At 49.6% G+C, this 25,283-nt stretch carries 24 protein-coding genes; 15 read left to right on the top strand and 9 right to left on the bottom strand.

From position 1 onward, the window contains the following. Nucleotides 1–22: 22 nt before the first annotated feature. The 8 genes from AC5FXQ_RS02900 (at nt 23) to AC5FXQ_RS02865 (ending at nt 6,352) form a co-directional block, all read left to right on the top strand. The gene (locus AC5FXQ_RS02900; RefSeq protein WP_493600992.1) at nt 23–847 is read left to right on the top strand and encodes an outer membrane protein assembly factor BamD; all 825 of its coding nucleotides are present in this window, start codon (nt 23–25) and stop codon (nt 845–847) included. Between the two features lie 11 nt (nt 848–858). Next, nucleotides 859–1,185 carry a DNA-directed RNA polymerase subunit omega gene (locus AC5FXQ_RS02895; protein ID WP_493600991.1) on the top strand — a complete coding sequence of 109 codons (327 nt, stop codon included), beginning with the start codon at nt 859–861 and terminating at the stop codon, nt 1,183–1,185. Between the two features lie 5 nt (nt 1,186–1,190). After that, nucleotides 1,191–1,751: a flavoprotein gene (locus tag AC5FXQ_RS02890; protein ID WP_493600990.1), complete on the top strand. Its 561-nt coding sequence runs from the start codon at nt 1,191–1,193 to the stop codon at nt 1,749–1,751. After that, the gene (gene coaBC / locus AC5FXQ_RS02885; protein ID WP_493600989.1) at nt 1,735–2,394 is read left to right on the top strand and encodes a bifunctional phosphopantothenoylcysteine decarboxylase/phosphopantothenate--cysteine ligase CoaBC; all 660 of its coding nucleotides are present in this window, start codon (nt 1,735–1,737) and stop codon (nt 2,392–2,394) included. Before AC5FXQ_RS02890 ends, coaBC begins: the two co-directional genes overlap by 17 nt. Continuing rightward, nucleotides 2,387–3,292 (top strand): type IX secretion system protein PorD, encoded by a 906-nt coding sequence (gene porD / locus AC5FXQ_RS02880; protein WP_493600988.1) that lies wholly within the window; start codon nt 2,387–2,389, stop codon nt 3,290–3,292. The genes coaBC and porD overlap by 8 nt, the downstream gene beginning before the upstream one ends. A 68-nt stretch (nt 3,293–3,360) precedes the next feature. Continuing rightward, nucleotides 3,361–3,591 carry a hypothetical protein gene (locus AC5FXQ_RS02875; RefSeq protein ID WP_493600987.1) on the top strand — a complete coding sequence of 77 codons (231 nt, stop codon included), beginning with the start codon at nt 3,361–3,363 and terminating at the stop codon, nt 3,589–3,591. 75 nt (nt 3,592–3,666) lie between these two features. Continuing rightward, nucleotides 3,667–5,346 carry a DNA repair protein RecN gene (gene recN / locus AC5FXQ_RS02870; protein ID WP_493600986.1) on the top strand — a complete coding sequence of 560 codons (1,680 nt, stop codon included), beginning with the start codon at nt 3,667–3,669 and terminating at the stop codon, nt 5,344–5,346. A 187-nt stretch (nt 5,347–5,533) separates the two neighbouring features. Next, nucleotides 5,534–6,352: an enoyl-ACP reductase FabI gene (locus AC5FXQ_RS02865; protein WP_493600985.1), complete on the top strand. Its 819-nt coding sequence runs from the start codon at nt 5,534–5,536 to the stop codon at nt 6,350–6,352. 346 nt (nt 6,353–6,698) lie between these two features. Here the strand turns inward: AC5FXQ_RS02865 and AC5FXQ_RS02860 are convergent, their stop codons facing one another. Then, nucleotides 6,699–7,070 carry a cupin domain-containing protein gene (locus AC5FXQ_RS02860; RefSeq protein ID WP_493600984.1) on the bottom strand — a complete coding sequence of 124 codons (372 nt, stop codon included), beginning with the start codon at nt 7,068–7,070 and terminating at the stop codon, nt 6,699–6,701. A gap of 17 nt (nt 7,071–7,087) precedes the next feature. Next, nucleotides 7,088–7,318 carry a Kazal-type serine protease inhibitor family protein gene (locus AC5FXQ_RS02855; RefSeq protein ID WP_493600983.1) on the bottom strand — a complete coding sequence of 77 codons (231 nt, stop codon included), beginning with the start codon at nt 7,316–7,318 and terminating at the stop codon, nt 7,088–7,090. Nucleotides 7,319–7,532: 214 nt separating this feature from the next. Between AC5FXQ_RS02855 and AC5FXQ_RS02850 the strand changes: the two genes are divergently transcribed. The 3 genes from AC5FXQ_RS02850 to AC5FXQ_RS02840 all read left to right on the top strand — a co-directional run bounded on the left by AC5FXQ_RS02850 (nt 7,533) and on the right by AC5FXQ_RS02840 (nt 9,184). Continuing rightward, entirely contained in the window at nt 7,533–7,922 is a 390-nt protein-coding gene (locus tag AC5FXQ_RS02850) for a CsbD family protein (protein WP_493600982.1), read from the top strand. Nucleotides 7,923–8,103: 181 nt separating this feature from the next. Then, nucleotides 8,104–8,454, top strand: coding sequence for a YtxH domain-containing protein (locus AC5FXQ_RS02845; protein ID WP_493600981.1), 351 nt, complete (start codon nt 8,104–8,106; stop codon nt 8,452–8,454). A gap of 250 nt (nt 8,455–8,704) precedes the next feature. Continuing rightward, nucleotides 8,705–9,184 carry a YtxH domain-containing protein gene (locus AC5FXQ_RS02840; RefSeq protein WP_493600980.1) on the top strand — a complete coding sequence of 160 codons (480 nt, stop codon included), beginning with the start codon at nt 8,705–8,707 and terminating at the stop codon, nt 9,182–9,184. Between the two features lie 75 nt (nt 9,185–9,259). On the opposite strand, the gene lysS is transcribed toward AC5FXQ_RS02840, so the two are convergent. Together lysS and AC5FXQ_RS02830 are read right to left on the bottom strand one after the other, a co-directional pair. Further along, nucleotides 9,260–10,786 carry a lysine--tRNA ligase gene (lysS, locus tag AC5FXQ_RS02835; protein ID WP_007653245.1) on the bottom strand — a complete coding sequence of 509 codons (1,527 nt, stop codon included), beginning with the start codon at nt 10,784–10,786 and terminating at the stop codon, nt 9,260–9,262. Nucleotides 10,787–11,023: 237 nt separating this feature from the next. Then, the gene (locus AC5FXQ_RS02830; RefSeq protein WP_493600979.1) at nt 11,024–12,052 is read right to left on the bottom strand and encodes a hypothetical protein; all 1,029 of its coding nucleotides are present in this window, start codon (nt 12,050–12,052) and stop codon (nt 11,024–11,026) included. Between the two features lie 266 nt (nt 12,053–12,318). On the opposite strand from AC5FXQ_RS02830, the gene AC5FXQ_RS02825 reads away from it, so the two are divergent. The 3 genes from AC5FXQ_RS02825 to AC5FXQ_RS02815 all read left to right on the top strand — a co-directional run bounded on the left by AC5FXQ_RS02825 (nt 12,319) and on the right by AC5FXQ_RS02815 (nt 17,949). Next, complete coding sequence (locus AC5FXQ_RS02825) at nt 12,319–13,479, top strand: trans-sulfuration enzyme family protein (RefSeq protein WP_493600978.1); 1,161 nt, start codon at nt 12,319–12,321, stop codon at nt 13,477–13,479. Between the two features lie 193 nt (nt 13,480–13,672). Then, nucleotides 13,673–17,407, top strand: a complete 3,735-nt coding sequence (locus AC5FXQ_RS02820) for a choice-of-anchor J domain-containing protein (RefSeq protein WP_493600977.1) — start codon at nt 13,673–13,675, stop codon at nt 17,405–17,407. A 35-nt stretch (nt 17,408–17,442) separates the two neighbouring features. Then, nucleotides 17,443–17,949, top strand: coding sequence for a hypothetical protein (locus AC5FXQ_RS02815; protein WP_493600976.1), 507 nt, complete (start codon nt 17,443–17,445; stop codon nt 17,947–17,949). Nucleotides 17,950–18,054: 105 nt separating this feature from the next. On the opposite strand, the gene ggt is transcribed toward AC5FXQ_RS02815, so the two are convergent. Both ggt and AC5FXQ_RS02805 read right to left on the bottom strand, forming a co-directional pair. Next, nucleotides 18,055–19,794 carry a gamma-glutamyltransferase gene (gene ggt / locus AC5FXQ_RS02810; protein WP_493600975.1) on the bottom strand — a complete coding sequence of 580 codons (1,740 nt, stop codon included), beginning with the start codon at nt 19,792–19,794 and terminating at the stop codon, nt 18,055–18,057. 91 nt (nt 19,795–19,885) lie between these two features. Beyond that, the gene (locus AC5FXQ_RS02805; protein WP_493600974.1) at nt 19,886–21,997 is read right to left on the bottom strand and encodes a carboxy terminal-processing peptidase; all 2,112 of its coding nucleotides are present in this window, start codon (nt 21,995–21,997) and stop codon (nt 19,886–19,888) included. Between the two features lie 330 nt (nt 21,998–22,327). Here AC5FXQ_RS02805 and AC5FXQ_RS02800 point away from each other — a divergent pair, with 330 nt between their 5' ends. After that, a complete protein-coding gene (locus tag AC5FXQ_RS02800; RefSeq protein ID WP_493600973.1) occupies nt 22,328–22,891 on the top strand; it encodes an arylesterase in 564 nt (187 codons plus the stop codon). Nucleotides 22,892–22,935: 44 nt separating this feature from the next. On the opposite strand, the gene AC5FXQ_RS02795 is transcribed toward AC5FXQ_RS02800, so the two are convergent. From AC5FXQ_RS02795 to AC5FXQ_RS02785, 3 genes are all read right to left on the bottom strand, one after another. Continuing rightward, the gene (locus AC5FXQ_RS02795) at nt 22,936–23,520 is read right to left on the bottom strand and encodes a DUF4142 domain-containing protein (protein ID WP_493600972.1); all 585 of its coding nucleotides are present in this window, start codon (nt 23,518–23,520) and stop codon (nt 22,936–22,938) included. Between the two features lie 194 nt (nt 23,521–23,714). Further along, the gene (locus tag AC5FXQ_RS02790) at nt 23,715–24,251 is read right to left on the bottom strand and encodes a hypothetical protein (RefSeq protein WP_007653261.1); all 537 of its coding nucleotides are present in this window, start codon (nt 24,249–24,251) and stop codon (nt 23,715–23,717) included. 208 nt (nt 24,252–24,459) lie between these two features. Continuing rightward, complete coding sequence (locus AC5FXQ_RS02785; protein ID WP_493600971.1) at nt 24,460–25,131, bottom strand: fasciclin domain-containing protein; 672 nt, start codon at nt 25,129–25,131, stop codon at nt 24,460–24,462. Nucleotides 25,132–25,283: the final 152 nt, after the last annotated feature.

Genomic DNA, 25,283 nt, shown 5'->3' with positions numbered 1-25,283 from the left:
TATTGTATAATTTTGCCCGTTCATGAACAGAGGAATCCTGCATACCGTCGTAATGTTGTGCCTGTTGGTTTTTGCAACCAGCTGCAGCAACTTTCAAAAGCTGTTAAAAAGCAACGACGTTGATCTGAAATACAAAGCCGCACTCGAGTACTACGAGAAAGGGGACTACTACCGTGCAAACCAACTGCTCGAGCAGGTGATGCCTTTGATGACGGGTAGGGAAGAGGCTGAAAGAGCCCGTTTCTACTACGCCAACACGCACTACCAGCAGCGGGAATACATGCTGAGCGCCTTTCAGTTCCGCACCTTCTACGAAACATACCCGCGTAGCGAACTGGCCGAGGAGGCCATGTTCCTGCAGGCCAAGTCCCTTTACAACGACTCGCCAGACTTTGAGCAGGACCAGACCAGCACCATAACGGCTATGGAGTCAATCCAGGAATTCCTGGTCCGCTATCCGAGCAGCCAGTATGCAGCAGAGGCCAATAAGATGTTTGATGATCTGAGCGCCAAGCTGGATCTGAAAGCTTTTGAAAGTGCCCGTTTGTATTACAAACTGCGTTATTACAAGTCTGCAGTAGTGGCATTTACGAACTTCCTGCGCGAAAACCCGTCTTCGCCTTATAGTGAGCAGGCGGCTTACTTAAGGATAGATGCGCAGTACCGTTTTGCACTGGAAAGTGTGCCGGACAAGCAGCAGGAGCGCTTCATGGAGGCCATTGATTTTTACCAGGCCTTCATCGACCAGTATCCTGATAGCAGCTATCTGCGTAGTGCGGAGCAGGTATACGCCAACGCCCAGTCGGAGCTAGAGAAATTAAAGAAAAATAACCCAAGCAATTCATAAAGCAAGTATATATGGCATCAGTTCCATCATCAATCGTTACCCGTAACATGGCCGACTTTGCAGAGCAGACCGGCAATGTATACAAGTCTGTTGCGGTTATCTCTAAAAGAGCCAACCAGATCTCTGTGAAGCTGAAAGAAGAGTTGAACTCTAAGCTGGCTGAGTTTGCCACTACAGTGGACAACCTGGAGGAGGTATTTGAGAACCGTGAGCAGATCGAAATTTCTAAATACTACGAGCGTCTGCCAAAGCCTACCAGCCTTGCCATTGAGGAGTTTCTGGAAGGTAAAGTATACGTGCGCACACCAGACGAAGAGACTGACGAAATATCGCTGTAAGGCGCATGCTCCGGAATCGGAAAATAGTATTGGGGGTTTGCGGAAGTATAGCTGCGTATAAGGCAGCCATGCTGGTTCGCTTACTCGTGAAAGCAGAAGCAGAAGTGCAGGTCATCCTGACCACTTCTGCTTCTGCCTTTATAACCCCGCTCACTCTGGCCACCCTTTCCAAACGACCAGTGCTTACCGAGTTTGTGCTCAACGAGCAGGGTGTCTGGAACAACCATGTGGAGCTAGGCCTCTGGGCTGATGCCATGGTGGTCGCACCTGCCAGTGCCAACACAGTAGCCAAGTTTGCCAACGGATTCTGCGATAACCTACTTTCAGCTACATATTTGTCGGCACGCTGCCCGGTGTTTGTGGCCCCGGCCATGGACCTGGACATGTACCAGCACCCAGCGGTGCAGGCCAACTTTACGAAGCTGCGTGGCTATGGCAACTTCATCATTGAAGCCGGATATGGCGAACTGGCGAGCGGACTGGTAGGGCAGGGGCGTATGGCAGAGCCAGAGGAAATTATTCGCGTACTAGAAAATCACTTCACAGGCATTGGAAAAACTGTTTAAGGGCAAAACCGTCGTCCTGACCGCTGGCCCGACTTACGAGCCTATTGACCCGGTACGCTTTATCGGTAACCACTCGACAGGCAAAATGGGCTATGCGCTGGCCGAGTGTTTTGCCAGCCGCGGTGCCAAGGTGCAGCTGGTGGCAGGCCCAACCAACCTACAGGCGCAGCATGATGCCATCACAGTTATACCTGTTACGACCGCCGATGAAATGTATGCGGCTGTCAGGCAACAGGCTCCTGCGGCTGATATCTGGGTGTTTGCAGCTGCCGTAGCCGATTACAAGCCGAAAGTAGTGGCCGACCGCAAAATTAAAAAAGCCGGCGCCGAACTGACGATTGAGCTCGTGAAGAACGTTGATATAGCAGCGGCGCTCGGCAAAGAAAAGCGGGATGATCAGTTTGCGGTGGGATTTGCCCTGGAGACGGATAACGAAGACAGCAACGCCCGCGAGAAGCTGCAGAAGAAGAACCTGAACATGATCGTGCTCAATTCGCTCAATGATCCGGGCGCTGGTTTTAAGCACGATACAAATAAAATCACTATTATTGAGAAAGATACGACCACGGCTTTTGAGCTGAAGCACAAAAGCGAAGTGGCACAGGATATCGTCAACCTGATTTGGGAGAGACTCTATGCTTAAGCGACTGTTTGTTTTGCTGTGTGTGATGGGAGTAGCCTTGGGAGCCCGTGCCCAGGAGCTGCAGTGCGATGTGGTGGTCAACAGCGAACAGGTAGCTTTTGCCAACCGGCAACTGTTCACCGAAATGCAAAACCGCATTTTCGAGTTTATGAACAACCGCCGCTGGACTAATCAGTCTTACAGGGTAGATGAGCGCATCAAGTGCCGCATGCTCATCAACCTGACCGAAATGCCTGAGGTAGGTACTTTCCGTGCCAACGTGCAGATCGTATCCGTCCGTCCGGCCTATGGTACCGGATATGAGTCCACGCTTTTCTCTTTTATCGACCGCGACTGGCTTTTTCAGTTTAACGAAGCGCAGCCGCTCGATTTTTCCGAAAATAACTTTACAGGCAACCTGTCGGCCATGCTGGCTTACTATGCCTATATGATCATCGGGATGGACAATGACAGCTTTGCCAGACTGGGTGGGTCTCCTTCTTTTGACCGGGCTCGTGGCATTCTGAACCTGGCGGCCTCACAGAATTCTATTTTCCCGGGCTGGCGCCCGTTTGAAGGGAACCGCAACCGCTACTGGATGATCGACAACATACAGGATCCGGTGTTTATACCTTTCCGCGAAGGCATCTACACCATGCACCGCCAGGGGATGGACCTGATGGCGCAGGACCCGGAGAAAGCCCGTAAGGCGACACTCGAAGTGCTGCGGAACATCCAGAAGATATCGCAGCAAAAACCCGGTGCTGCTTTAATCCGCTCTTTCTTCGAAGCCAAGTCAGATGAGTTGGTAAATATTTTCAAGACGGCCGCTCCGGCTGATAAACAAGCTGCCTATACCCTACTCACGCAGGTGGATCCTACCAACAACACCAAATACGAAGTGCTGCTCCAGCGCTAAGCCTTTTCCAAATTTCACAGAAAGCGCGTATCTTCACGGGGCGGAGGGCTATACCTGCGCAAACACCTATGGGCAAACGCCAGATCAGAATCTATCGAAACCAATTGGCCGATCACCTGCCCGATCTTCTGCAACAACAGACGGTGCAAGTGGTGTTGAGAAGCCGTGTGGTTGTGCAGGGGGTACTGCAGCATGTGTCAGTTGAAGAACTGGAGTTGCTGGACGGCCGCAGGCACAAGCATACCATACCTGTGCCTGAGGTAGAGGAAGTGATTTACGACATCGAAGCACCTTATTAAAATACACCCGAATTATCGAACTAAGTCCGGGTATTAAATCTTATACCTTGTGACTAGCGTCTTGCATCCTTATATATGCTGATTGATCTTAAAATAAAAAACTACGCACTGATAGAGCAGTTGGAAATGAATCCATCGCCGGTGCTCAATATTATAACAGGTGAAACCGGTGCCGGTAAGTCCATTATGCTGGGCGCCATTGGCCTGCTGCTCGGTAACCGCGCCGACTCCAAACTGCTTTTCAACCAGGAGCAGAAGTGTGTGATCGAGGGAGTGTTTGATATTTCGCAGTACAACCTCAAAGAGGTGTTTGTAGCAGAAGACCTGGACTTTGACGAGCACTGCATCCTGCGCCGCGAGATCAGCCCAAGCGGAAAATCCCGTGCCTTTGTGAACGATACGCCGGTGACGCTGGACGTGCTGCGCAAGATCGGGGAGAACCTGATGGACATCCACTCGCAGCACGACACACTGCAGTTAGGCGACACAAGCTTCCAGCTGAACATCCTCGATATTTATGCCGGTAATACTTCGCTGGATATCTACGCGGGCAACCTCTCATACCTGAAAAACTATAACGATACCTACCGCAGGTATAAGAAGCTCGAGGGCGACTACAAGAAGCTGACCGACCAGCTGGCGCAGGCGCAGAAGGAACTGGACTACAACACATTCCTGCTCAATGAACTGGAGGAGATTAACCTGCAGGAAGACGAGCAGGAGCAGCTGGAGACAGAGCTGAAGGAGCTGGAGAATGCCGAAGATATCAAGCTGAAGCTGACGCAGGCGGTGCAGTATCTGACAGAGTCAGAGTTTAACATCACCTCCGCGCTGAAAGACACAGTGCAGCTGATCGGGCAATTGGCGGCTTTCTCACCAAAATACGAAGAGTTGCGCACGCGCACCGAAAGCTGCATGATTGAGCTCAATGACGTGGCAGGCGAACTGGAAGATGCTGAGCGCCGCACCGAAGCCGACCCGGCCCGCACCACGGAGGTACAGGAGCGATTGAACACCATTTATACCTTACAGCGCAAGCACCAGGTACAAACCATTGGCGAACTGCTGGAGATTCAGCGTGAACTGGAAGGCAAAGTAGGCAGTGTACTTAACCTGGACAATGCCCTTTCCAGCACCGAAAAGGCCATGAAGGATGCGGAGAAGGAAATGCTGGAGAAAGCCGCTGTGCTCTCGGAGCGTCGCAAGGCTTCGTTTGGTCAGTTCGAGCAGGAGCTTTATACCCTGCTGGCCGAGCTCGGTATGCCGAACGCCCGCATTGTCATTCAACACAAAGCCGCTGCACCGACTGCTACGGGTACCGACGAGATCAGTATCCTGTTCAGTGCCAATAAAGGTGCGCAGCCGCAGTCATTGGTGAAAGCCGCTTCAGGTGGTGAATTCTCCAGACTGATGCTCAGCATCAAGTACATGCTGGCTGACAAGACTGCCCTGCCTACCATTGTATTCGATGAGATTGATACAGGTATATCGGGTGAGGTAGCCGTGAAAGTGGGCAAGATGATGCAGCAGATGGCACAGAAGCACCAGATCATTGCTATTTCGCATTTGCCGCAGATAGCAGCGCAGGGTAACTCCCATTACTTTGTGTACAAGCACGACACGGAAGACCGCACGATCAGCCGCATCAAAAAGCTGAGTGATAAGGAGCGTGTAGACGAAATTGCACACATGATAGCAGGAGCCAACCCAAGTGCGAGCGCCTATAAGAGTGCCAAAGAGTTGCTTTCGCTGTAAGGTCAAGCTCAATGGCGCTTCTTTGTTCGGGACCCCATACCTAAACTAGGAGAAACGGGCTTATGTGAATGATGGCTGATCATAACTTGAGTTATACACAGTTATTGCTATATTGCTGCCTGATTTCCGCTGGCTATACCTGCCTGGCGGGAATCCTAAAAATGTGAAACATTAACCTGACAAATACATGTCTTACAATCTGCTTAAAGGAAAGAAAGGAATCATTTTCGGAGCGCTTGACGAGAAGTCTATCGCCTGGAAAGTTGCGATGCGTGCCAAAGAAGAGGGCGCTGAGTTTGTGTTGACCAACGCCCCGCTTGCTATGCGAATGGGCGAGATCAATAAGCTGGCTGAGGCCTGCAACGCACAGGTTATACCTGCTGATGCCACTTCTGTAGAGGATCTGGAAAACCTTTTCACCAAAGCACAGGAAATACTGGGCGGCAAGATTGACTTTGTGTTGCACTCCATCGGCATGAGCCCGAACATCCGCAAAGGTAAGTCTTACGGTGACCTGAACTATGACTGGTTCCTGAAGACGCTGGATATCTCGGCGCTTTCTTTCCACAAAGTGATGCACGTGGCCGAGAAGCAGAACGCCATGAACGAGTGGGGTTCTATCGTAGCGCTTTCGTACATCGCCGCGCAACGTGTATTCCCTGACTATACTGACATGTCGCAGGCAAAAGCTGTGCTTGAGTCGATTGCCCGCAACTACGGCTACCGACTGGGTAAACTGAACAAGGTGCGTGTGAACACGGTATCGCAGTCGCCAACCAAAACTACTGCCGGTACGGGTGTGGGTGGTTTTGATGCCTTCTACGACTATGCCGACAAGATGTCGCCACTAGGCAACGCCTCTGCTGAGTCTTGCGCTGACTACTGCATCACCCTGTTCTCTGACCTGACGCGTATGGTGACGATGCAGAACCTGATGCACGACGGCGGCTTCTCTACCATGGGCATCTCTGAGGATGTAGTAGAGATGATCAATAAACAATCTTAGTTTCGGATTGGAAGATTTGGGGATGTGAAGATTTAAAAAGGATCTGATGACATACTCTGGAATCTGAAAAGCCCCTGGCGCATTTAGCACCAGGGGCTTTTTTTGTAATACAAGCTTATGGTAGAATCATAAGACAAGTGTAGGAGCATGTTCACCGCCTAAGACAGGCACCGGAGGATACTCGTGAAACATCTAAATCACCCGATTTTCTTGGGGAGATAAGTTTCTAAAGAACAAAATTAAGCTTTCTGTCATTCTGCTAAGAAACTTGGTAGAAAGGAGTTAGGCCTTAGCTATTTACCATAAAGATCCTTTCAGGATGACAAAAAAATAGAAAGATTCAGCATTACGCTTCCTCGCGATTCACTTTGGTAAAGTCAAAGGCAGGTACGCATACAGACCAGTATTCAGTCTCCTCATCGTAAGGATTGGAGTAACGAACGCGGGCACCAGCCTTGATCAGGATGGACTCGCCGGCTTCCACTACCACTTCCTCTCCGTCAATCTCAATCAGCTTACGGCCGCGCAGCACGATCGTGATCTCGTCGAACTCCGGCATCTGATGCGGCTCCCCCCAGTGTGGTGGGGCTACCATATGCGCGACGCTGAAAGCGCTGGTATGGGTGGAGGCCTTGCCGAAATGCTCTTCTATCAGCTTACCGTCGGTGGTAGGTACCCGGAAAGGCTTGGTTTGTTTGAAATATTTTTTCTCAGACATAGGCTGGCAGGTATAGCTTAGGATTTGTCAGGGCACTCGCCTTTGGTATAAGAAGTCACACCGGCACGGTCAGCTTCACAGGCATTGCCGTAGGTTTTTCCGTCGCAACCGCACACAGGTTCATACTGCATGGTGCACATCTGATCAGGGTTGATCCTGGATTGGTCAATGCAGGCTATTTCGCTGTTTTTGCAGGAGTAAAGGGTTCCCATAGCCAGGAAGGCTAATGCCAGGGCTGTCTTTTTCATAAGGTTTTATTTTATTGTTGTTTTATACGTGCTACTGAATAGAAAGAGGATAGAAACGCCGGTATGCAAAAATAAGGGCTTGCAAACTAAGTATGCAGCAACCCGTATGTATTGGAACGTAAATTAAAACGAGATACAGGTATAAGGACCATGCTTTCTATTCTGAAGGAGCTACGCCTTATCAAATAAACAGCACCTGAAAATGATAAACAACATGAACGACGAAAAAGGAAAGATTCTGCTGGCCACACTGGCCGGTATTGGAGCCGGTGTAGTAGCCGGTGTACTACTTGCCCCAAACAATGGTCTGGACACACGCGATAGTCTGAAAAAAACGCTCACCAAAGTAAGCGATGATGTAGAGCGTACTGTCAAGAACTTTATGGATAAGCTGGAACGCAACAGGGTGACCGACGATGGAAGCAGCCTGATCATGCGCGGATCCTGGGATGATGTGAAGGGCCAGTTGAAGAAGAACTACGCCGACCTGACCGATGATGACCTGACCTACGTGGAAGGGCAGGAAGACGAGTTATTTGGACGTTTGCAGCAGAAGCTGGGCAAGACCAAAAATGAGATCATGAAGGTGATCAGGGACTTGTAAGAAAATACAAGGCATAATTTAAAAGCTCAGCAAAGTGTTTTGCTGAGCTTTTTTTCGTTATTTAGATGCACTACAATATAAAACTGTAGTATAGTTATAACTTAATACATAGCTTCATCGTTATTAGGGCAATAGCTAATATTAAAGAAACCAAATCCAACAATTTATAATAAACAGAACTATGAAAGATAATAGCGGAAAGATAATGCTTGCACTGCTGGCAGGCGCTAGCGCTGGTGTAATTGCAGGCTTATTGATGGCTCCAGACACAGGTGAGCACACCAGAACCGGGATCAAGAAGTGGGCTAACAAACTGAGCAAAGATCTTGAGAAGAACCTGCAGACTGGTCTTGACGAGATCAAAAACATGAGCAACGAAGCCATGAGCAAAATGGGCGGCGCTAACAAAGATGGCGGCAACACTGGCGGCACTACTGGTGGCGGTGCGTCTTCATCAACTGGTGCAACCGGTTCAACGGGCTCAACTGGCTCTACTACTGGTGGTAGCACAACTACTGGCGGTAACGCATAGACAGCACCCGCGGGTAATATACCCGATGCGACACATACGCTGCGTCTGGATGCATCCTGGGGCATAAGGCCCGCTGAGGCGGATTCATGCCAGACTAAGACGAGAAGGCCTGCTCCTGAACGGGGGCAGGCCTTTGTTTTTGGAAGTTGATGAGTTGAATAGCGCTAACCTTAGGACTTTACTCCCGTTATTATTTTAAAGAGTATAACAAGTTCGCGCAATCGAATTCACAATAAAACCAAAGCAAACTATGAGAACGAAAATGGATTACAGCAGCCTGGGAGAGGCAAAGAGTACATACAGCAACAACCCAAGATCATCTTCTACCTATAGTCATGTGGGTAGGGAAACGAGCGGAAATATAACGCACTCTTCAGTGCGAGAGCCGAAGCACCAGCCGAATATGCAGCAAAGGACAGCGTATAGCAGCGGCAGTCGCAGGTCATCGTCTTCCAGCTCGCATGAAGAGAGCAGCGGCACCTTGGGGGTCGCCATGGGCTTGCTCGCCGGCGCCAGCGTAGGTGTGCTGGCAGGTATACTCATGGCGCCCGACAGTGGCCGCATTACCCGTCGCCGCCTGTCAGACTCCGCCGCCTGGGTAGGCCGCGGCATCAACGAGAAGTTAGGTGCTGGTAAGACCAAAATTGACTCCTGGGTTGGAAAAGAAGAAAGCCTGAAAGATGCTGCAGACAAAGTGAAAGATAGAATCTCAGGCGAGGAAAAGCTGTAGAAAGAAAATAAGCATAAAACAGAAATGGCCCGCTATACCTTAGCGGGCCATTTCTGTTTTATGGAAAATTAACTCTTATTCTTCTCTTCTCTCCGGCTTCATCTGTGGGAAGAAGAGCACGTCCTGAATGGAGTTAGAGTTTGTCATGATCATGGTCAGGCGATCTATACCTACACCCAAGCCAGCAGTTGGTGGCATACCGTATTCCAGGGCACGCAGGAAGTCTTCGTCCAGGGCCATGGCCTCCACGTCACCGCGTTTTGCCAGTTCCAGCTGCTCTTCGAAGCGGGCACGCTGATCAACCGGGTCGTTCAGTTCCGAGAAAGCATTACAGATCTCTTTGCCATTACAGATCGCCTCGAAACGCTCTACCAGACCTGGCTTGTCGCGATGCTTCTTGGCCAGTGGGCTCATCTCTACCGGGTAATCTGTGATGAACGTTGGCTGTATCAGGTTAGGCTCTGCCGTCTCACCGAATATCTCATCAATGATTTTTGCCTTGCCCATGGTTGGGTCAACATGAATGCCCAGTTGCTGTGCCGCCTGGCGAAGCTCTGGCTCTTCCATGTTTGAGATGTCAATTTTGGTGAAGTGCTCAATGGCTTCGTACATAGTGTAGCGCTTCCAAGGGCGGGCAAAGTTGATAAGGTTTTCACCTACCTGTACCTCTGTTTTACCGTGCAGGGCGAGGGCTACTTTTTCTACCATTTCCTCTACCAGGTCCATCATCCAGTTGTAGTCCTTGTAGGTAACGTATAGCTCCATCACCGTAAACTCCGGGTTATGGAAACGGCTCATACCTTCGTTACGGAAGTCTTTGGCGAACTCAAACACGCCATCGAAACCACCCACGATCAGGCGCTTCAGGTATAGCTCGTTGGCAATACGCAGGTATAGCGTCATGTCCAGTGTATTGTGGTGCGTCTTGAACGGCCGGGCTGCTGCGCCACCATGTATAGGCTGCAGAATCGGGGTTTCTACTTCGAGATAACCTTTCTCTGCCAGGAAATTGCGCATGGTGCTTACCAGCTGCGTACGCTTCTTAAAAGTCTCGCGCACATGCGGGTTCACAATCAGGTCTACGTAACGCTGACGGTAACGCAATTCTGGATCAGTGAAGCCATCGTGCACGATCTCGTTGCCGTTCTCGTCGATCTCACGCTTCACGATCGGCAGCGGACGAAGCGACTTGGTTAGCACCTTCAGCTCCGTCACGTGTACCGAGATCTCGCCTACCTGCGTCACAAAAGCATAGCCTTTGATGCCGATGAAGTCACCGATGTCGAGCATTTTCTTGAACACCGTGTTGTACATGTCCTTGTTCTCGCCTGGTGCAATATCATCGCGGGAAACGTAGATCTGGATACGACCGGTGCTGTCCATCAGTTCAGCAAACGAGGCCTTGCCCATCACGCGGCGGCTCATCAAGCGACCAGCCAGAGTTACTTCCTGGTAGTTGTTCTTCTCCTTATCGAAATTCTCCTTTATCTCTTTGGCCGTGGCCGTCACTTCAAATGTTTCGGATGGATATGGGTTGATGCCCATTTTCTCCAGTTCTTCGCGCTCGTGGCGTCTGCGTAGTTCCTGTTCGCTGAGTTGCATGCGATTTTAGTACTAAATGTGACTGTTATATACAAACTGCAAAATTGCTAAATAATCGGCAGCTTTTAAAAGGTTAATTACTGATTGTTAAAGGTTAGTCACCAAAGACAAAAGTGGTCGCTGGAAAAGACAACTCAACCCTGTGTATCCTTCTGAAATCTGAAAGTCCTGATCAAAAAAAGCCCCGGCAAGCAAAACTTGCCGGGGCTCCCATATATGAAGTAGAACAAATCGGACTTACGCAGCTGTGCGGAGTTGCTGCTCGTCGTCCTGTAAAAGCGGTTTTACTTTGTCCTGCAGCCTGGCTGCCACAAAGGAATTTTGCAGATAGGCTGGCAGTTCCTGCACAAAGGCCTCATACTGCTGCAGACTCATGGCCTGCGCCACATAGCACTCATGTATGCCATTGAGGTAGCTCACTATCTCGAGCAGTGACTCGTGGAACAGCCTGAAATCGATCTCGGCCTGCACAAAGCGCTCGATCTCGCGGTGTGAGTTGGAGATGCGGAGTCTGGCAAGCAGGTCAAATAGTGTAGTATAGCCCATGCGCCAGGTCAGCTGCTGCCAGTGCTGCGGACCAAATTTCTGCAGTACCTCACCAGTGCGATTGCTGCGAATAGCGGTTGCAGCATTGCTCTGTACCTGTTGCCGCACAGCTTTGGCCTTCATGCGACGGGTTGTGCGCAAAAACTGACCGATCTGCGACTGTGCTTCAAGCTCTTTGCCGGCAATCTGCAAGCCCGGCTTGTAGTGTGCCAGTGGCAAACGGTTAATGCGGAAGTCATCGTAGTGCCCGGATGCATAGAAGCTCATTGCCTGCGGATAAGCATTCTTTACGATCAGGCGACCTGCTTCGCGCATTACCAGGGTCTCGTTGCTGGTCTTGATCTGGCGGGTATGCAGAAATGCCTGCAAGCTAGCAAACACTGTATAGTATGCTTGCGGAAAAGTCCAGTGCAGGGCATTTCGGATATAGCTCTCGTCACCCAGCTCTGCCGTGGCACGCAAGGCATACTCGGTGTTCCAGCTGTTCAGCAAAAGTTTTTTGATCGCTTCCACATCGTCTTCGGAGAGCTCGGCAGGTACTTCCTTAAAGAAGGCCAACTGCTGCAGGCTCATTCCCTCGTAGTGGTTCAGGTGATAATTGATCGCAAAAAAGTAATTCAGAAACACCTGCGCCGGAATAGATTTATACCATTCCTTGTCGAGCTGTTTCTGCTCTTCCGGATACATGGATATGATGTTTTCTTCTTCTTTCTCTTTCATGTATTTACAACATTTTTGAGCTGCTAACAGTTGCAATTTTGAGTCATAAATACACGGGTTTAATGAATTTAAAATACTGGTTATCAGCTAGTTGGCAAGGTTGAACAAAATATTTTTCTGGCGCTTAAAACGCTGCTGTAAGGAGCGCTATTTCAGGTATAATAAGGCTGAATGTATACCTTTTATTTACAGGAATTTAGGAGAGCTTACAGTAATAACCTGAAGCTCAAAATAAGAGTACAAGAGGGGGACCAAATCTTAACGCCATGGAGCTATCATACATCCTGAACGAGTTGGGGGAGGACCGGGAATTGTATTACAATGCAGTAGCGCCACCCATCCTGCAGACCAGCAATTTCGCCAGCAAAACGGTAGACGATATGCGTCGCATGCTGCGGAACGAAGCCGAGTCATACCTGTATACCCGCGGCAACAATCCGACTGTGACCATGTTCGAGAGAAAGATGGCGGCACTTGAGGGAGCAGAACATGCCATTGCTTTCGGGAGTGGTATAGCGGCTGTTTCAGCGGCGGTGCTCTCGCAACTCAAGGCAGGCGATCATGTGGTGTGCATCGAGAAACCCTACGGCTGGACCAACGTGTTGATGAACCGCTTCCTGCCACGGTTTGGGGTAGAGGTAACCATGGTGGATGGCACAGACACGGAAAACTACCGGAAGGCCATGCGACCCAATACAAGGCTGCTGTACATGGAGAGTCCCAACTCCTTTACCTTTGAGCAGCAGGATATTGAAGCTGTTGCCGCACTTGCCAAAGCACATGGCTGTAGCACCATCATAGATAACAGCTTCGCCTCGCCACTCAACCAGAATCCGCTTGCTATGGGAGTGGATCTGGTTGTGCACTCCTGCACCAAGTATATCGGGGGGCATTCTGACACTATGGGAGGCGTGATCTGTGGCAGTCGCGATATGATCAACAAGATATTTGAGCGGGAATTTATGACGCTGGGAGCCATACTGTCGCCACACGATGCCTGGCTGCTCCTGCGCGGCCTGCGGACGCTTCCTGTGCGTATGGAACGGGTCGCCGAAACTACTCGAAAAGTGGTAGCCTGGATCGAAAAGCAGGAGCAGATCGAGAAGATCTATTATCCTTTTCATCCCTCAAACCCACAGTATGAACTGACCCAGAAACAACTGCGCAATAATACGGGACAGTTTACGATCGCGCTTAGAACAGACGACATCACTAAGGTAGAGAACTTCTGCAATAGCTTACAGCACTTCCTGATGGCTGCCTCCTGGGGCGGTCACGAGTCCCTGATTTACCCGGCAGCTGCTTATTTTGATAAAACCTCTAATTACAAAGGCAAGCTCGACTTTAACCTGGTGCGCTTTTACATCGGTTTGGAGGATGCTGATTATTTGATCACGGATATGGAGCAGGCGTTGAAACAACTGTAGTAGCTTAATATTTAATAGAACTATATAGGGGTATAACATTATTTATAATGATTTCATAACCTTACATTAGATGCAAGTGCTTACATTTGTAGGATGGTTTTATATTCTACATGCTGTAGCCTAAAGCCAATGTGCATCAGTACATTGTACTATCATCTCCTGTCCGAATCAATCTCAAATCAATCTTATACTTATGTTTAAACATTTACACAAAGCTTCTGCTTTTGTGCTGCTTTGCTGTGGCCTTTGGGCTGGCAATGAGGTGCAGGGGCAGAGCAATCCAACTCCTCAAACACTTCCATTTAGTACTGACTTCAGTAGTATGGGAAGTACGACGGAACTGCCGACTGGTATCGCGGCTTGGTTAAATGGATACAACAACTCCAAAACCGCAGCTTTAGCGTCTACTCCATCAGCTGATGCTCCAATTGTTGCTACAGGTGGAAAACAGTCGGGTGGCGCCAGCGTGTACAATTACACGGCAGGCAACGGAAACAGACTGTACATTCAATTGTCTGCCAATGCAGCCAACGGTTCTGACCAGATTGCGACTGCTATCAACACAGCAGGGAAATCCAGTATACAGGTTTCCTATGATGTGGAATTGATTAACAACCAGCCACGCTCTGCTGGTGTTACTTTACAGTATCGTGTAGGCGAATCAGGTGACTGGATTGAAGTGGCGAGCACCGATTATACCAGCAAAGATTTGGCTGAAGGTGACATTAGATCGATTGAAGCCATGTTGCCAGCCGGTGCTGAGAACAAAGACATTGTGCAGCTGCGTTGGGTAACTTACGAAAATGTGGAAACTGGCGTAGGCGGTTCACGTGACGGCATCGCTATCGATAACATTGTAATTGAAGAAACAAACCCTGCTCCACAACCAGTACAAGTAAGCACTTCTTCGCTAGCCTTCGGTACGTTAGGTGTAAATCAGGCTGCCGATATACTCTCTTATACCGTAACAGGACATGAGCTGACCAATGAGGTTGTTATAGCGGTAGATGGTGTGTTCAGTATTTCAAAGACAGAAGACGGGGAGTATAGCCAGCGTTTGGTTTACTCACCAAGCCAGCTAGAGGAGCCGCGCACGGTATATGTAAAAGTAGCTACCAGCGCTGTTGGTAACTTCACTAGCACGATCACGCACAGTAGCAACGGTGTTGACTACGGTACCGTGGCACTTGCTGCTGAAGTGTTCAGCCCGTACGTTCAGAACTTCAACAACTGCGCTACAACGTTGCCAGGCGGTTGGACTGCCATCAACGTAACTGGTGATCAGGTATGGGGCTGTACTACATTTGGCAGAGAGACTGCCGAAAGTCCACGGAACAATGCAGTGCAAATCAACGGCTTTAGCGGTAGTGCCCGTGAGAACGAAGACTGGCTGATTTCTCCTTCGCTGGACCTGAGCGACTTCAATATCGCCGCTCTTACTTTCTGGACCAGAACTGCTTTCAAAGGCCCGGGCCTGAAACTGATGGTATCCACTGACTACAACGGTACAAGTGCTCCAAGCACTGCTACCTGGACTGAACTGAATGGTGATTTCCCGGAACTTGCCTCTGATTACTGGAAACAGTCTTTCGTTGATTTGAGCGCCTACAAAGGCGAAAATGTTTACGTGGCTTTTGTTTACACAGCAGAGGCTAAGGCCGACGGCGCAGCTCGCTGGACAGTGGATGATGTGGCTGTTGAGAACATGGAACGCGCCCTGTTGGCCAGCGACTTTATCTATGACTTCGGTATGGTTGCAACTCCGAACGCTTCTGAAGCACAAAACTTCAGTTTTTCAGCTCCGGGCTATGCAGGTATGACACTGAGTGTAGAAGAGGACTTTGAGCTCTCAAAAGATAATGAGACTTTTGCAGCTTCCATCACTTACTCAGCTGAGGAAGTTGCTGCATCAAACAAGGTATACGTTCGCTTCAAGCCTGCCAGCACCAAGCTGCGCACTACAAGCGCCATTACTTTCACAAGCGGCGATTTATCTGTCAAGAAAGGTATGCTGACTGGTAGCTCATTGCCAAAGACCAGCACCCTGGATATTGTGTCCTGGAACGTAGCCTGGTTCGGTTCAACAAGTGGTGGCCCAAGCAACCTGGACCTGCAGTACAGCAATACAAAGAAAGTACTGGAGACGCTAGACGCTGACATCATCGCGCTACAGGAGATCTCGAATGACGAGAGAATGGAGCAGCTCATCAATGAACTGGCAGGCTACAGCTTCGTGAAATCTGATGTATACTCATACTCGCAAAAGGAAAGCTCCGGATCTACCTTGGATCCGCAGAAACTATACCTTGTGTATAAGAATGAAACAGTTCAGATCAAAAGTCAGAAAGTGCTGCTGAACACGCTGTACAAGGAGATCCTGGATGGAAGACAATTGGAGAATTATCCGGGCTCTAGTGACAGTTTCTGGGCCAGTGGCCGCCTACCATACATGGTAGAAGTTGAGGCTACAGTAAATGGTGTTTCTCAGCGTATCAATCTGGTAAACCTACACACACGCGCCAACTCAGGTACTGACGTAAGCCGCTATAACATGCGCAAATACGATGTACAGGTGCTGAAAGACAGCCTGGCCGCGCAGTATCCTAACATGAACCTGGTGCTGTTAGGCGACATGAACGATGATGTGGACGTATCAGTGGTAAACAACCTGCCATCTTCACTGGAGGCGTTCGTGAACGACGAAGACTTCAAGACGCTGACTTACGACCTGAGCACGACGGGTGCCTTCACCTATGCAGGTGGTTCTTATCAGAGCTTTCTGGATCACATTATCGTGTCTAAGTCATTGACAGACGAATACATCGAGGAGTCTATTGCAATTGAGAACCAGTTCCTTAACAGCATCTCCAGCTTTAGAACCACCACCTCGGATCACGTGCCTGTATCGGCTCGATTCACATTCAGCGCTACTCCGGTAGTGACTTTCACGGAACCGTCAGTTACTAAAATGGAAGATGCAGGCAAGTTCAACGTGAGCCTGACCTTGTCAGAAGCACAAGCAACGGAGCATACTGTAACCGTGATGATTGCTGACGAAGCGACTGCCTCTGCAGCTGATTACACGGTTTCTAGTGCTGAAAATGGAGTAATCATTGTCACGATCCCTGCCAATGCGACAACAGCTTCTTTTGAAGTGGAAATCGTGGATGACAATCTGGTGGAGCTTTCAGAGAGTGTGTCTTTCACAATCCATACTGCCAGTACTGGCCTGGGGCTCACATCAGCTCGTACTTTCGAACTGATCATTGAAGACAATGACAAGTCGGCGGTAAGCTTTGCCGAGACTACGCTGGAAGTGAACGAAGATGCTGGTACGAAGACCATCACCCTTAACCTGGACCAGGCAACTGTGCAGGAAGAAGAACTGGTAGTAGCCGTAACAAATGGTGCCAATGTGACTTATGGTGCTGCAGGTGACTACACAACCGCACCTGCCGTGGCTGATGGCAAGTTGACTATCACCATTCCGACAGGAGCGACTAGCGCTACCTTCAACATCACAGTGAATGATGATGAGGAAGTAGAAGAGCTGGAGACTGTGACATTTGCACTGTCCTCATTCAGCGACAAACTGATGGCAGGCGAAAACGCTTCTTTTACACTCTCTATCCGTGACAACGACATGCCGACTGGTCTTGCCCGTCGCAAGAACCAGGAGTTCCGCATGTATCCTAACCCGACCAGAGGTGCTGTAACCATCGTACTGCCAGAAGATGTGTCTTCTGTAGAGGAAGCAACGATGACAGTACATTCACCGGAAGGTATCAGAATACACGAACTGAAAGGCAGCCTGGACAGCGTGATAACGCAGCTTAACGAGCGCCTGCCAGCCCTGCGCAACGGTATGTACTTTGTGCAAATTCAGGTACGCGGCAAGCTTTACCAGTCGCGCCTGGTAAAAAACTAAGCTTCTAAATAAGTACATAAAAGCGGCCTCCTGCTATGTGGGAGGCCGCTTTTTTTATGCCCAGGTATAGCGGTTCTTCATGTGAAGTCGTTCTTACAGGTATAACCAAGCTATCAGACAATCAGTATGAAACAGACAAACTAATGGAAGCTACTATGACAGACAAACCACAAATTATAAACAATGTGCATGCTGCTACCCTGATAGGATCCGGACTGAGCAGCTATTTTATGAACGAAAAGCGTCCGAAAACAGCACTTATACCTGCAATAGCCGGAAGCGGGCTGCTGCTCTTAAGCAAGAACCTGGAGAAAGGCGATCAAAAAATGGCGCATGTTGCAGTGGGGATCACCGGACTTTTGTTAGTCCAAACGCTGCGTTCGTTCCTGCAAGCTGCCGTGCCGGATGTGGAGACAGAAACGAAATTTGACCCAGCCACCTTAAACCGGCGCAAGCTAATCTTTGGCCTGATGAGCACCACAGGTATAGCTGCGATGGCCACCTACATCGGGGGCTTCATCGAGAAGCGCAAGAATAGCTAAGGTATACCTGTTGCAAAAAAGAAGAAGCCCGCAGATGCTATACCTGTGGGCTTCTTCTTTTTATGGCTGAAGCAAACTGAAGCTTATAAAATTGGCTATACCTGTTTAAAAACCAACTGCTGTATCATCACCTCGAGGGTCAGCACCACCTTCCAGCTTGCCATTTGGCAGCACCAGTATGCCTTCCACGGCGCCATACTTGCCTCTCTGCTTCAGCTTGTAGCCCTTACTTTCAAGGACGGCCCTGACCTCAGGCGAGATCGCATCTGGTTCGTGTTGAATTTCATCGGGTAGCCACTGGTGGTGGAAGCGGGGAGCGGCTACTGCTTCCTGCATGGTCATTCCGTGCTCCACTACGTTCAGGATCGTCTGGAAAACGGAGGTGATGATGGTAGAGCCGCCCGGCGTACCCACTACCATAAAGAGCTTACCGTCTTTCTCCACTATAGTCGGTGTCATGGCGCTGAGCATACGTTTGCCGGGTTGTACCGAGTTCGCTTCGCCACCAATCAAGCCAAACATATTGGGTACTCCTGGTTTGGCGCTGAAATCGTCCATTTCGTTGTTGAGCAGAAAACCGGCACCTTCTACTACCACCATAGAGCCATACCCACCGTTGATGGTCGTGGTGATTGAAGCGGCATTGCCAAACTGATCTACGATACTGAAGTGGGTCGTTTGATCGGACTCGTGAATAGGCAGTTTACCGGCCTTTACCTCCGAAGATGGAGTAGCTCGCTCCAGGTTTACATTTTGCATGCGCGCCTGCAGGTAACTATGGTCCAGTAGGCCGCTGCTCGGCACGTTATAAAAATCAGGATCGCCTAAGTAGGTGGCGCGGTCCGCATAAACGCGGCGCTTGGCCTCGGTCATGATCTGAATGGTCTGAGGCTGCTGCCAACCGTAGCTCTTGAGGTCGTAAGGCTCTACCATGGTTAGCAACTGCATCAGGGCTATACCTCCACTAGACGGTGGCGACATAGATGTAACCTTCAGGTTCTTATATTGCCCCGTGATGGGCGTACGCCACACGGCATTGTAGTCGCGCAGGTCCTGATGTGAGACCAGCCCACCCCCGCGTTGCATTTCCTTCACGATCAGGTCAGCTGTTTCGCCTGCATAGAAGCCATCACGGCCCCGATCGCGGATGCGCTCCAAAGTGCGGGCCAGGTCGAGGTGATAGAGTGTATCGCCGGGCTGCCAGGCCTGCTCACGGGTGAGGTAGGGGGTATGCTTGTTATACCTGATCATCCGCTCCCGGGCATTGTTCAGCATGCGGGCTTCTCGCTCAGTCAGTACCACGCCGCGGCGAGCCAGGTCAATGGCAGGCTGCACCAGTTCGGCAAAAGACATCGAGCCGAGTTTCTCGTGCAGCTTGATCATGCCATCGACAGAGCCGGGCACCCCCGCTGCCAGATGACCTAAAAGGCTTAGGTCTGGTATCACATTGCCCAGGGAGTCGAGGTACATGTCGCGGTGAGCAGCTGCGGGAGCTTTCTCTCTGAAGTCGAGTGCGCCGGTTTCGCCAGTATGATGGCGGTATACCAGAAATCCACCTCCACCGATATTGCCGGCTACCGGATAGCAAACGGCCAGGGCAAACTGTGTGGCGATGGCTGCGTCATAGGCATTGCCGCCTTTGCGCAATATTTCCAAACCGATGTTAGAGGCATCCGGGTGAGCCGAAACCACCATGGCTTTGTCAGCAACTACGCCTCGTTTGCCCGCTTCAGCCTGGGTATGAGGTCGGGGCGCACAGCTGGAGAAGGCGAGGAGTACTGCTGCAATACAAGATAGGGTATAGCGCTTTGGTAGGAAGCACTGGAGCAGGTTGACGTGTTTCATGAATGCAGTTCTGGGTATAGCGAAGGTGCAAAATAAAAAAAAGCCGGCTATCTGCATAGCCGGCTTTCTCCTTATTACCAATTGAGTGTAATTACTTGATATCGTTTTTGATAATCGCTACTGCTTCTTCCACATACACGTCTTTCTGCAGCGACTTCAGGAAGTCTTTGTTGCGGGCCATCTTGGCAGTGTCACCTGAGATGGTCTGCAGATCAGTTTTCAAACGCGATACGTTCAGCACCGGAATATTCTTCTGAGCATCTTCCAGTTGTTTATTAGCGACTTCGCTCTTTCTCTCTTCTTCCATGTACTTCTTCATGCTAAGTGAGCGGGTCGTGATATCAGACTGCTTTTTCAGTCTTTCACCACTCTGCTGAATCACTTTGAAGCTCTCGTTGCCGGAGATACGGCTCTTGCTATTGGCCTGTATAGCCGGGATGTTCAGCTTAGTGCGTGTCCAGGGCTTATAACGGGCCGGAGAAATTTCATCAAATGGCAGGGCATATTCCTGCTCTTTTTCTCCGAACTCCAGGTAGCTATAAGCGTCTGGTAGGATCACGTCAGGAGTTACACCACGCAGCTGCGTCGTGCCACCATTAATACGATAGAACTTCTGGATCGTCAGCTTAAGGGCGCCAAACGGCTTGTATGGGTCAAACTGAGATGGCAGGGCTTCGTCGATCTCAACGAACTGCTGCACAGTACCTTTACCGAAGGTCGGCGTACCCACAATCACGGCACGCTTATAGTCCTGCATGGCTGCCGCCAGGATTTCAGAGGCAGATGCACTGTTGGAGTTCACCATAATCACCAGCGGACCAGCATACTGTACTTCCGGGTCGCGGTCGTCCAGTACTACGGTTTTGCCAGAAGAAGTACGAACCTGAACAATCGGGCCCTGGTCAATGAACAAACCAGCCATTTCTACGGCATCTGCCAAAGAACCACCACCGTTGTTACGAAGATCCAGCACGAGGCCTTGCATACCTGCGGCTTTCAGTTTTTCAATTTCAGCTTTTACGTCGGCGCCACTGTTGCGGCCACCATTTCGCTCAAAGTCAGCATAGAAGCCAGGAAGCTTGATATAACCGATCTTCTGCTTGTCATCAATCATGGCACTCTGAGCGTAAGTCTCTTCAAACACGATCACATCGCGAACAATTGGTATAATGCGTGTGCTACCATCTGGTTTACGCACGGTCAGGCGAACTTCAGTACCCTTCTTACCACGGATTAGCTGAATCGCGTCGTCCAGGCGCATACCTTCTACCAGCACCGGATCGCCATTGCCTTGCGCTACTTTCTGGATCGCATCGCCCGGCTTCAGATCGCCTTGCATATACGATGGACTACCCGGCACAATTTCCATTACCTTGATCTGGCCATCTTTTTCTTGCAATGACGCTCCTATACCTTCCAGGCGGCCAGTGAACTCAATGTCGAAGTCCTTTTTGGCTTTGGGAGGGAAGTAACCCGTATGCGGATCGTACACGTTGGCCACGGCATTAATGTAAGAGGCACGGCGGTCGTCGCGGGTTACCTGGGCAAGACGCTTATACAGCTCGTTGTAGGCCGTCATCACTTTCTCACGGGCTTCAGCTTCCAGCTGCTCGGTAGTTTTGCGGGTTTCCTTACTGTCTGCGCTGGCTGTGGCTTTTTCCTGCTGTTTCTGCATTTCGGCCAGTCGTACCAGTGTCTGGTACTTCAGTTGCTTTCTCCAGGCTTCTTTCAGCTCGTTTTTGTCTTTGGCAAACTTCAGTTTCTTACCGTCCAGCTCAATGTTCTCCTCTTTGGAGAAGTCAAATGGCTTGGTCAGAATCTCTTTGTAGAAGGCCTCAGACTCTTTCGTGCGCTTCTCAATCAGGTCGGCCGAAAGGTCAAAGAACTCAAAAGAGCCGGCACGCAACTGGTCATCCAACTGGGTCTCGTACTGGCGCAGCATAGCCACATCCGACTCGAGCAAGAATTTCTTGTTAAAGTCGAGACGATCCAGGTATAGCTTAAAGGCTTTTTTAGAAAAATTGTCGTCTACCTTTTCCGGTTTATAGTGCATTGTGCTCAAGCCCTGCATCAGAGCTTTGATCAGAATCTCGTTTTTACCGGCAGGTGTACTGTTTTTGCTGTACAGGATAAAAGAACCCGTGAGTAGAATCACGGCCAGTACAGAAAGAAATATTTTTAATCTGGTTGTCAAGGATAGCATCTAATTTAGTTTGTTGGACCACATATACTCTACGCAAAAGTAGTGCCGCAGATGAGGCCACGGGCAATTCTTTAAGGCGAGTCCTAATGTAGTATAAATATAGCTTTATCGCAAAGCAGCGCTTCTGCTAATGATAAAACAAAGAGGCCGCCTACTTGTTTTACGGAAAGCCTCTCTTCTTTATATAACTGTTATCTCTTTTTTTTCGTTTCCGGAGCATGCCCAAGCCCGGATAATTGTATCTGGCGTGTAGCAGCGGTAGTCGCATCGTACGATCCTGAAAACCAGGAAAGCATGTGCTGATGCAGGTATAGCCAAGATTAAATGACTATGAAGACAATTCTTTTTTTCGGAGACAGCCTGACAGCGGGATATGGGTTGCCCACAGCACAGGCATACCCGTCGCTGATACAGGAAAAACTGAAAGAAGAAGGATATGATGACTACACAGTGATCAATGCGGGCATCAGCGGCGACACCACTTCCAGTGGCCTTTACCGGCTCGATCGCTGGCTGGCTGCTCCAATCGATATCTTTGTGCTGGCTCTTGGCGCCAATGACGGATTGCGGGGTATACCTGCCCGGGAAACCTCTCAGAATCTGCAGCAGATCATTGACAAGGTAAAGCACAAACACCCCGATGCGCAGATTATTTTGTCAGGTATGGAGTTCCCTGATATTGTGCCAGGGCGCTACGCAGCAGAGTTCAGAAAGCTTTTCAGAGAATTGGCTATCAGGAACAATGTAGCCTTTGTTCCTTTCTTATTGGAAGGCGTGGCCGGTATGCGGCATCTTAACCTGCCGGATGGCGTGCATCCTAATGCTGAGGGGCAAAAGATTCTGGCCCGCCATACCTGGACAGTGCTGGAGGGTATCATAAAGCAAAGTATTTAAACAAAACAGGCGATGCATGATGCACCGCCTGTCTCTCTGTTGACTTAGTTCCTGTAATCCTGCCTGAAACGCATGGCATTTTCCATCTGTGCCCGGATCTCTTTTGTGGTATTGCGGGCCCACAGGTTGAAGGTTGTATTGTCCGTTTCCTCAATGTCTTTCACATTGTCTTCAAATTCGCTGAGAGCATCTTTATGCGCGTCCACCACGGTATCCCAGTAGGACTGATCAAACTCATCGGTGTTTTTGTCACGCAGCTCCTGCACACGTCCTGCGTGGTCATCTTCCATTTGCTGAGGCAGTGTTGTGCTGTACTGCCCGGACATATCCTGTAGCTCTTCCAGTTTCTTAGAGTAAAGGTCCACCATTTGCTGCCCATACTCACGCACCTGCGCAGTTACACCTCTTTCGGTTGCCAGTTTGCCCAGCTCCACCTGTTGTGTGCTAATGCTGTGCGCCTTGCTCATAAACTCCCGCTTTTCTTCATTTAAGGTGGTGTCAGCTGCGGCAGTTGTATTCAGTTCCGTGTCTACGTTTGCGGTGGTGTCTGTTTCCTGTGTGTCAGAGCTACAGGATGCAAAGGCGAGCGTGCCCAATGTGAGGGTGACTGCCATCCATAGGTTTTTCATAGTCTTATTTTGCTTTTTGTTATTTCTACGTGTTTTTAAGGGCATACGGAAAAACAGTAAGTGTATGTTCAGTTTATTCTGCAGCACGGCATTTGTAGGTGATGGAGCACAGCAGGACAAGGTATAAAAAGACAAAGGCTCGACTTCGCCACAAGGGAAAAGCCAAGCCTTTGTTTTATGTAAGGTATGAAACCTTAGTAATAAATATGCTCTCCGCGGTTCTTCTGGAAGTGATCTTCGAAGTAGCGTGCGTCTTCTGGCGAACGTGGGTTAAATCCCAATACAATATTACCTTCCTTCACGCCTTCTTCATATACCTTAGCGCGTTCTTCAGGTATACCGGCACCTACCAGCGCACCCAACAGGCCACCTGTCAGACCACCCGCTCCGGCACCGGCCAGACCAGCCGCCAACGGACCAGCCACAACCAGACCCAGGCCAGGTATAGCCACTGAAGTACCAATGGCTGCCACAGCACCCACAATAGCACCAAGTGTACCACCGATTGCTGAACCGGCTCCGGCGCCCTCCAGTGATTTATTTCCCAGTTCGGTGTCACCATCACGGTCCACGTCATCACTAAAGTGACGCTTACGACCCTCGTCCGACATCACCACATTGATATCATCCTTGTCATAACCGCGTGCACGTAGTTCTTCATATGCGCGTTCTGCGCTGTCACGGTCCCGGAACATAGCTGTCATCATGTTCGCGTTGTCTTGTCTGTTCATAGTTTATTTATTTAGTTTGTATTAGTATGATTATGAATGCCTGCACTTTTTGCAGACTAGTTTATAGTAACGGCTGCTTAACTCTATGGTTACGGAATAGGGCCATGCTTCACGTATATAGGTATAATTGAGATAATCTTAAGTACTTATAAACCAGAAAGCCTTCCGTGTCGGAAGGCTTTCTGGTTTATGTATAGTATGGTGTTAATTATTCTTCTGATACACGGTCAGCAGTTACAAGTACGCGGTCAACTACGTGAATTACACCATTATTTGCTTCGATGTTAGACTCTACGATGTTGGCTCCGCCAATGGTAAAGGCATTCGGATTGGCACCGGCCGTACCGATTTCGATGTAGTCATCCTGACCTACCTGAATACGCTGATTTGTTTCCAGTTGGGCAGTCGTTACTTTACCCGAAATGATGTGGGCCTGCAGGACCTGGATCAACTCGTTTCTGTTCTCAGGTTTCTTCAGGTACTCTAACTGACCAGCTGGGAGTTGCTCAAAAGCGTCGTTGGTTGGTGCGAAGATAGTAAACTCACCCTCCTGCTCAAAAGCTCTTGAAATATTGGCAGCCTGTACCAGTTCCATAAAAGTAGAAATGTCGCTTCTGGTTCTGGCTGCATCAAGTATAGCCATTGAGCTGGTCTCGGCATTGGCATCCATGGTAGCGGAAGCCTCCATGTTTGTAGTACCGGTAGTGGCATCTGTAGTCACTTCTGTATCCATGGTAGCATCATCACCGGCCATGGTGGTAGTTTCGCTCATGGTTGTAGTTTCGTCCATGGCAGTTGTGTCCATTGTATCATTACTGCTGGCGCAGCTAAATAAAAAGCCTGCCGCAAATACAGCAGCAAAAGGTTTTAGCATTCGCATTTTCATAGTTATTTCTTTATAGTTCACGATATAACAAATTGCACATCTTTGGTTGGGATGTACATTGTTTATTTAACTGTATCTTTTTAAAAAAGTTATAAAAAAGAAGGACTATCTGCGTGTGAGCTGCAGATAGTCCCTTATGGTATTGT

This window comes from Pontibacter sp. LHS1 (assembly GCF_058932855.1).
Note: the sequence above shows the minus strand (reverse complement) of the source record. Positions and strands in the feature narration are given on the sequence as shown.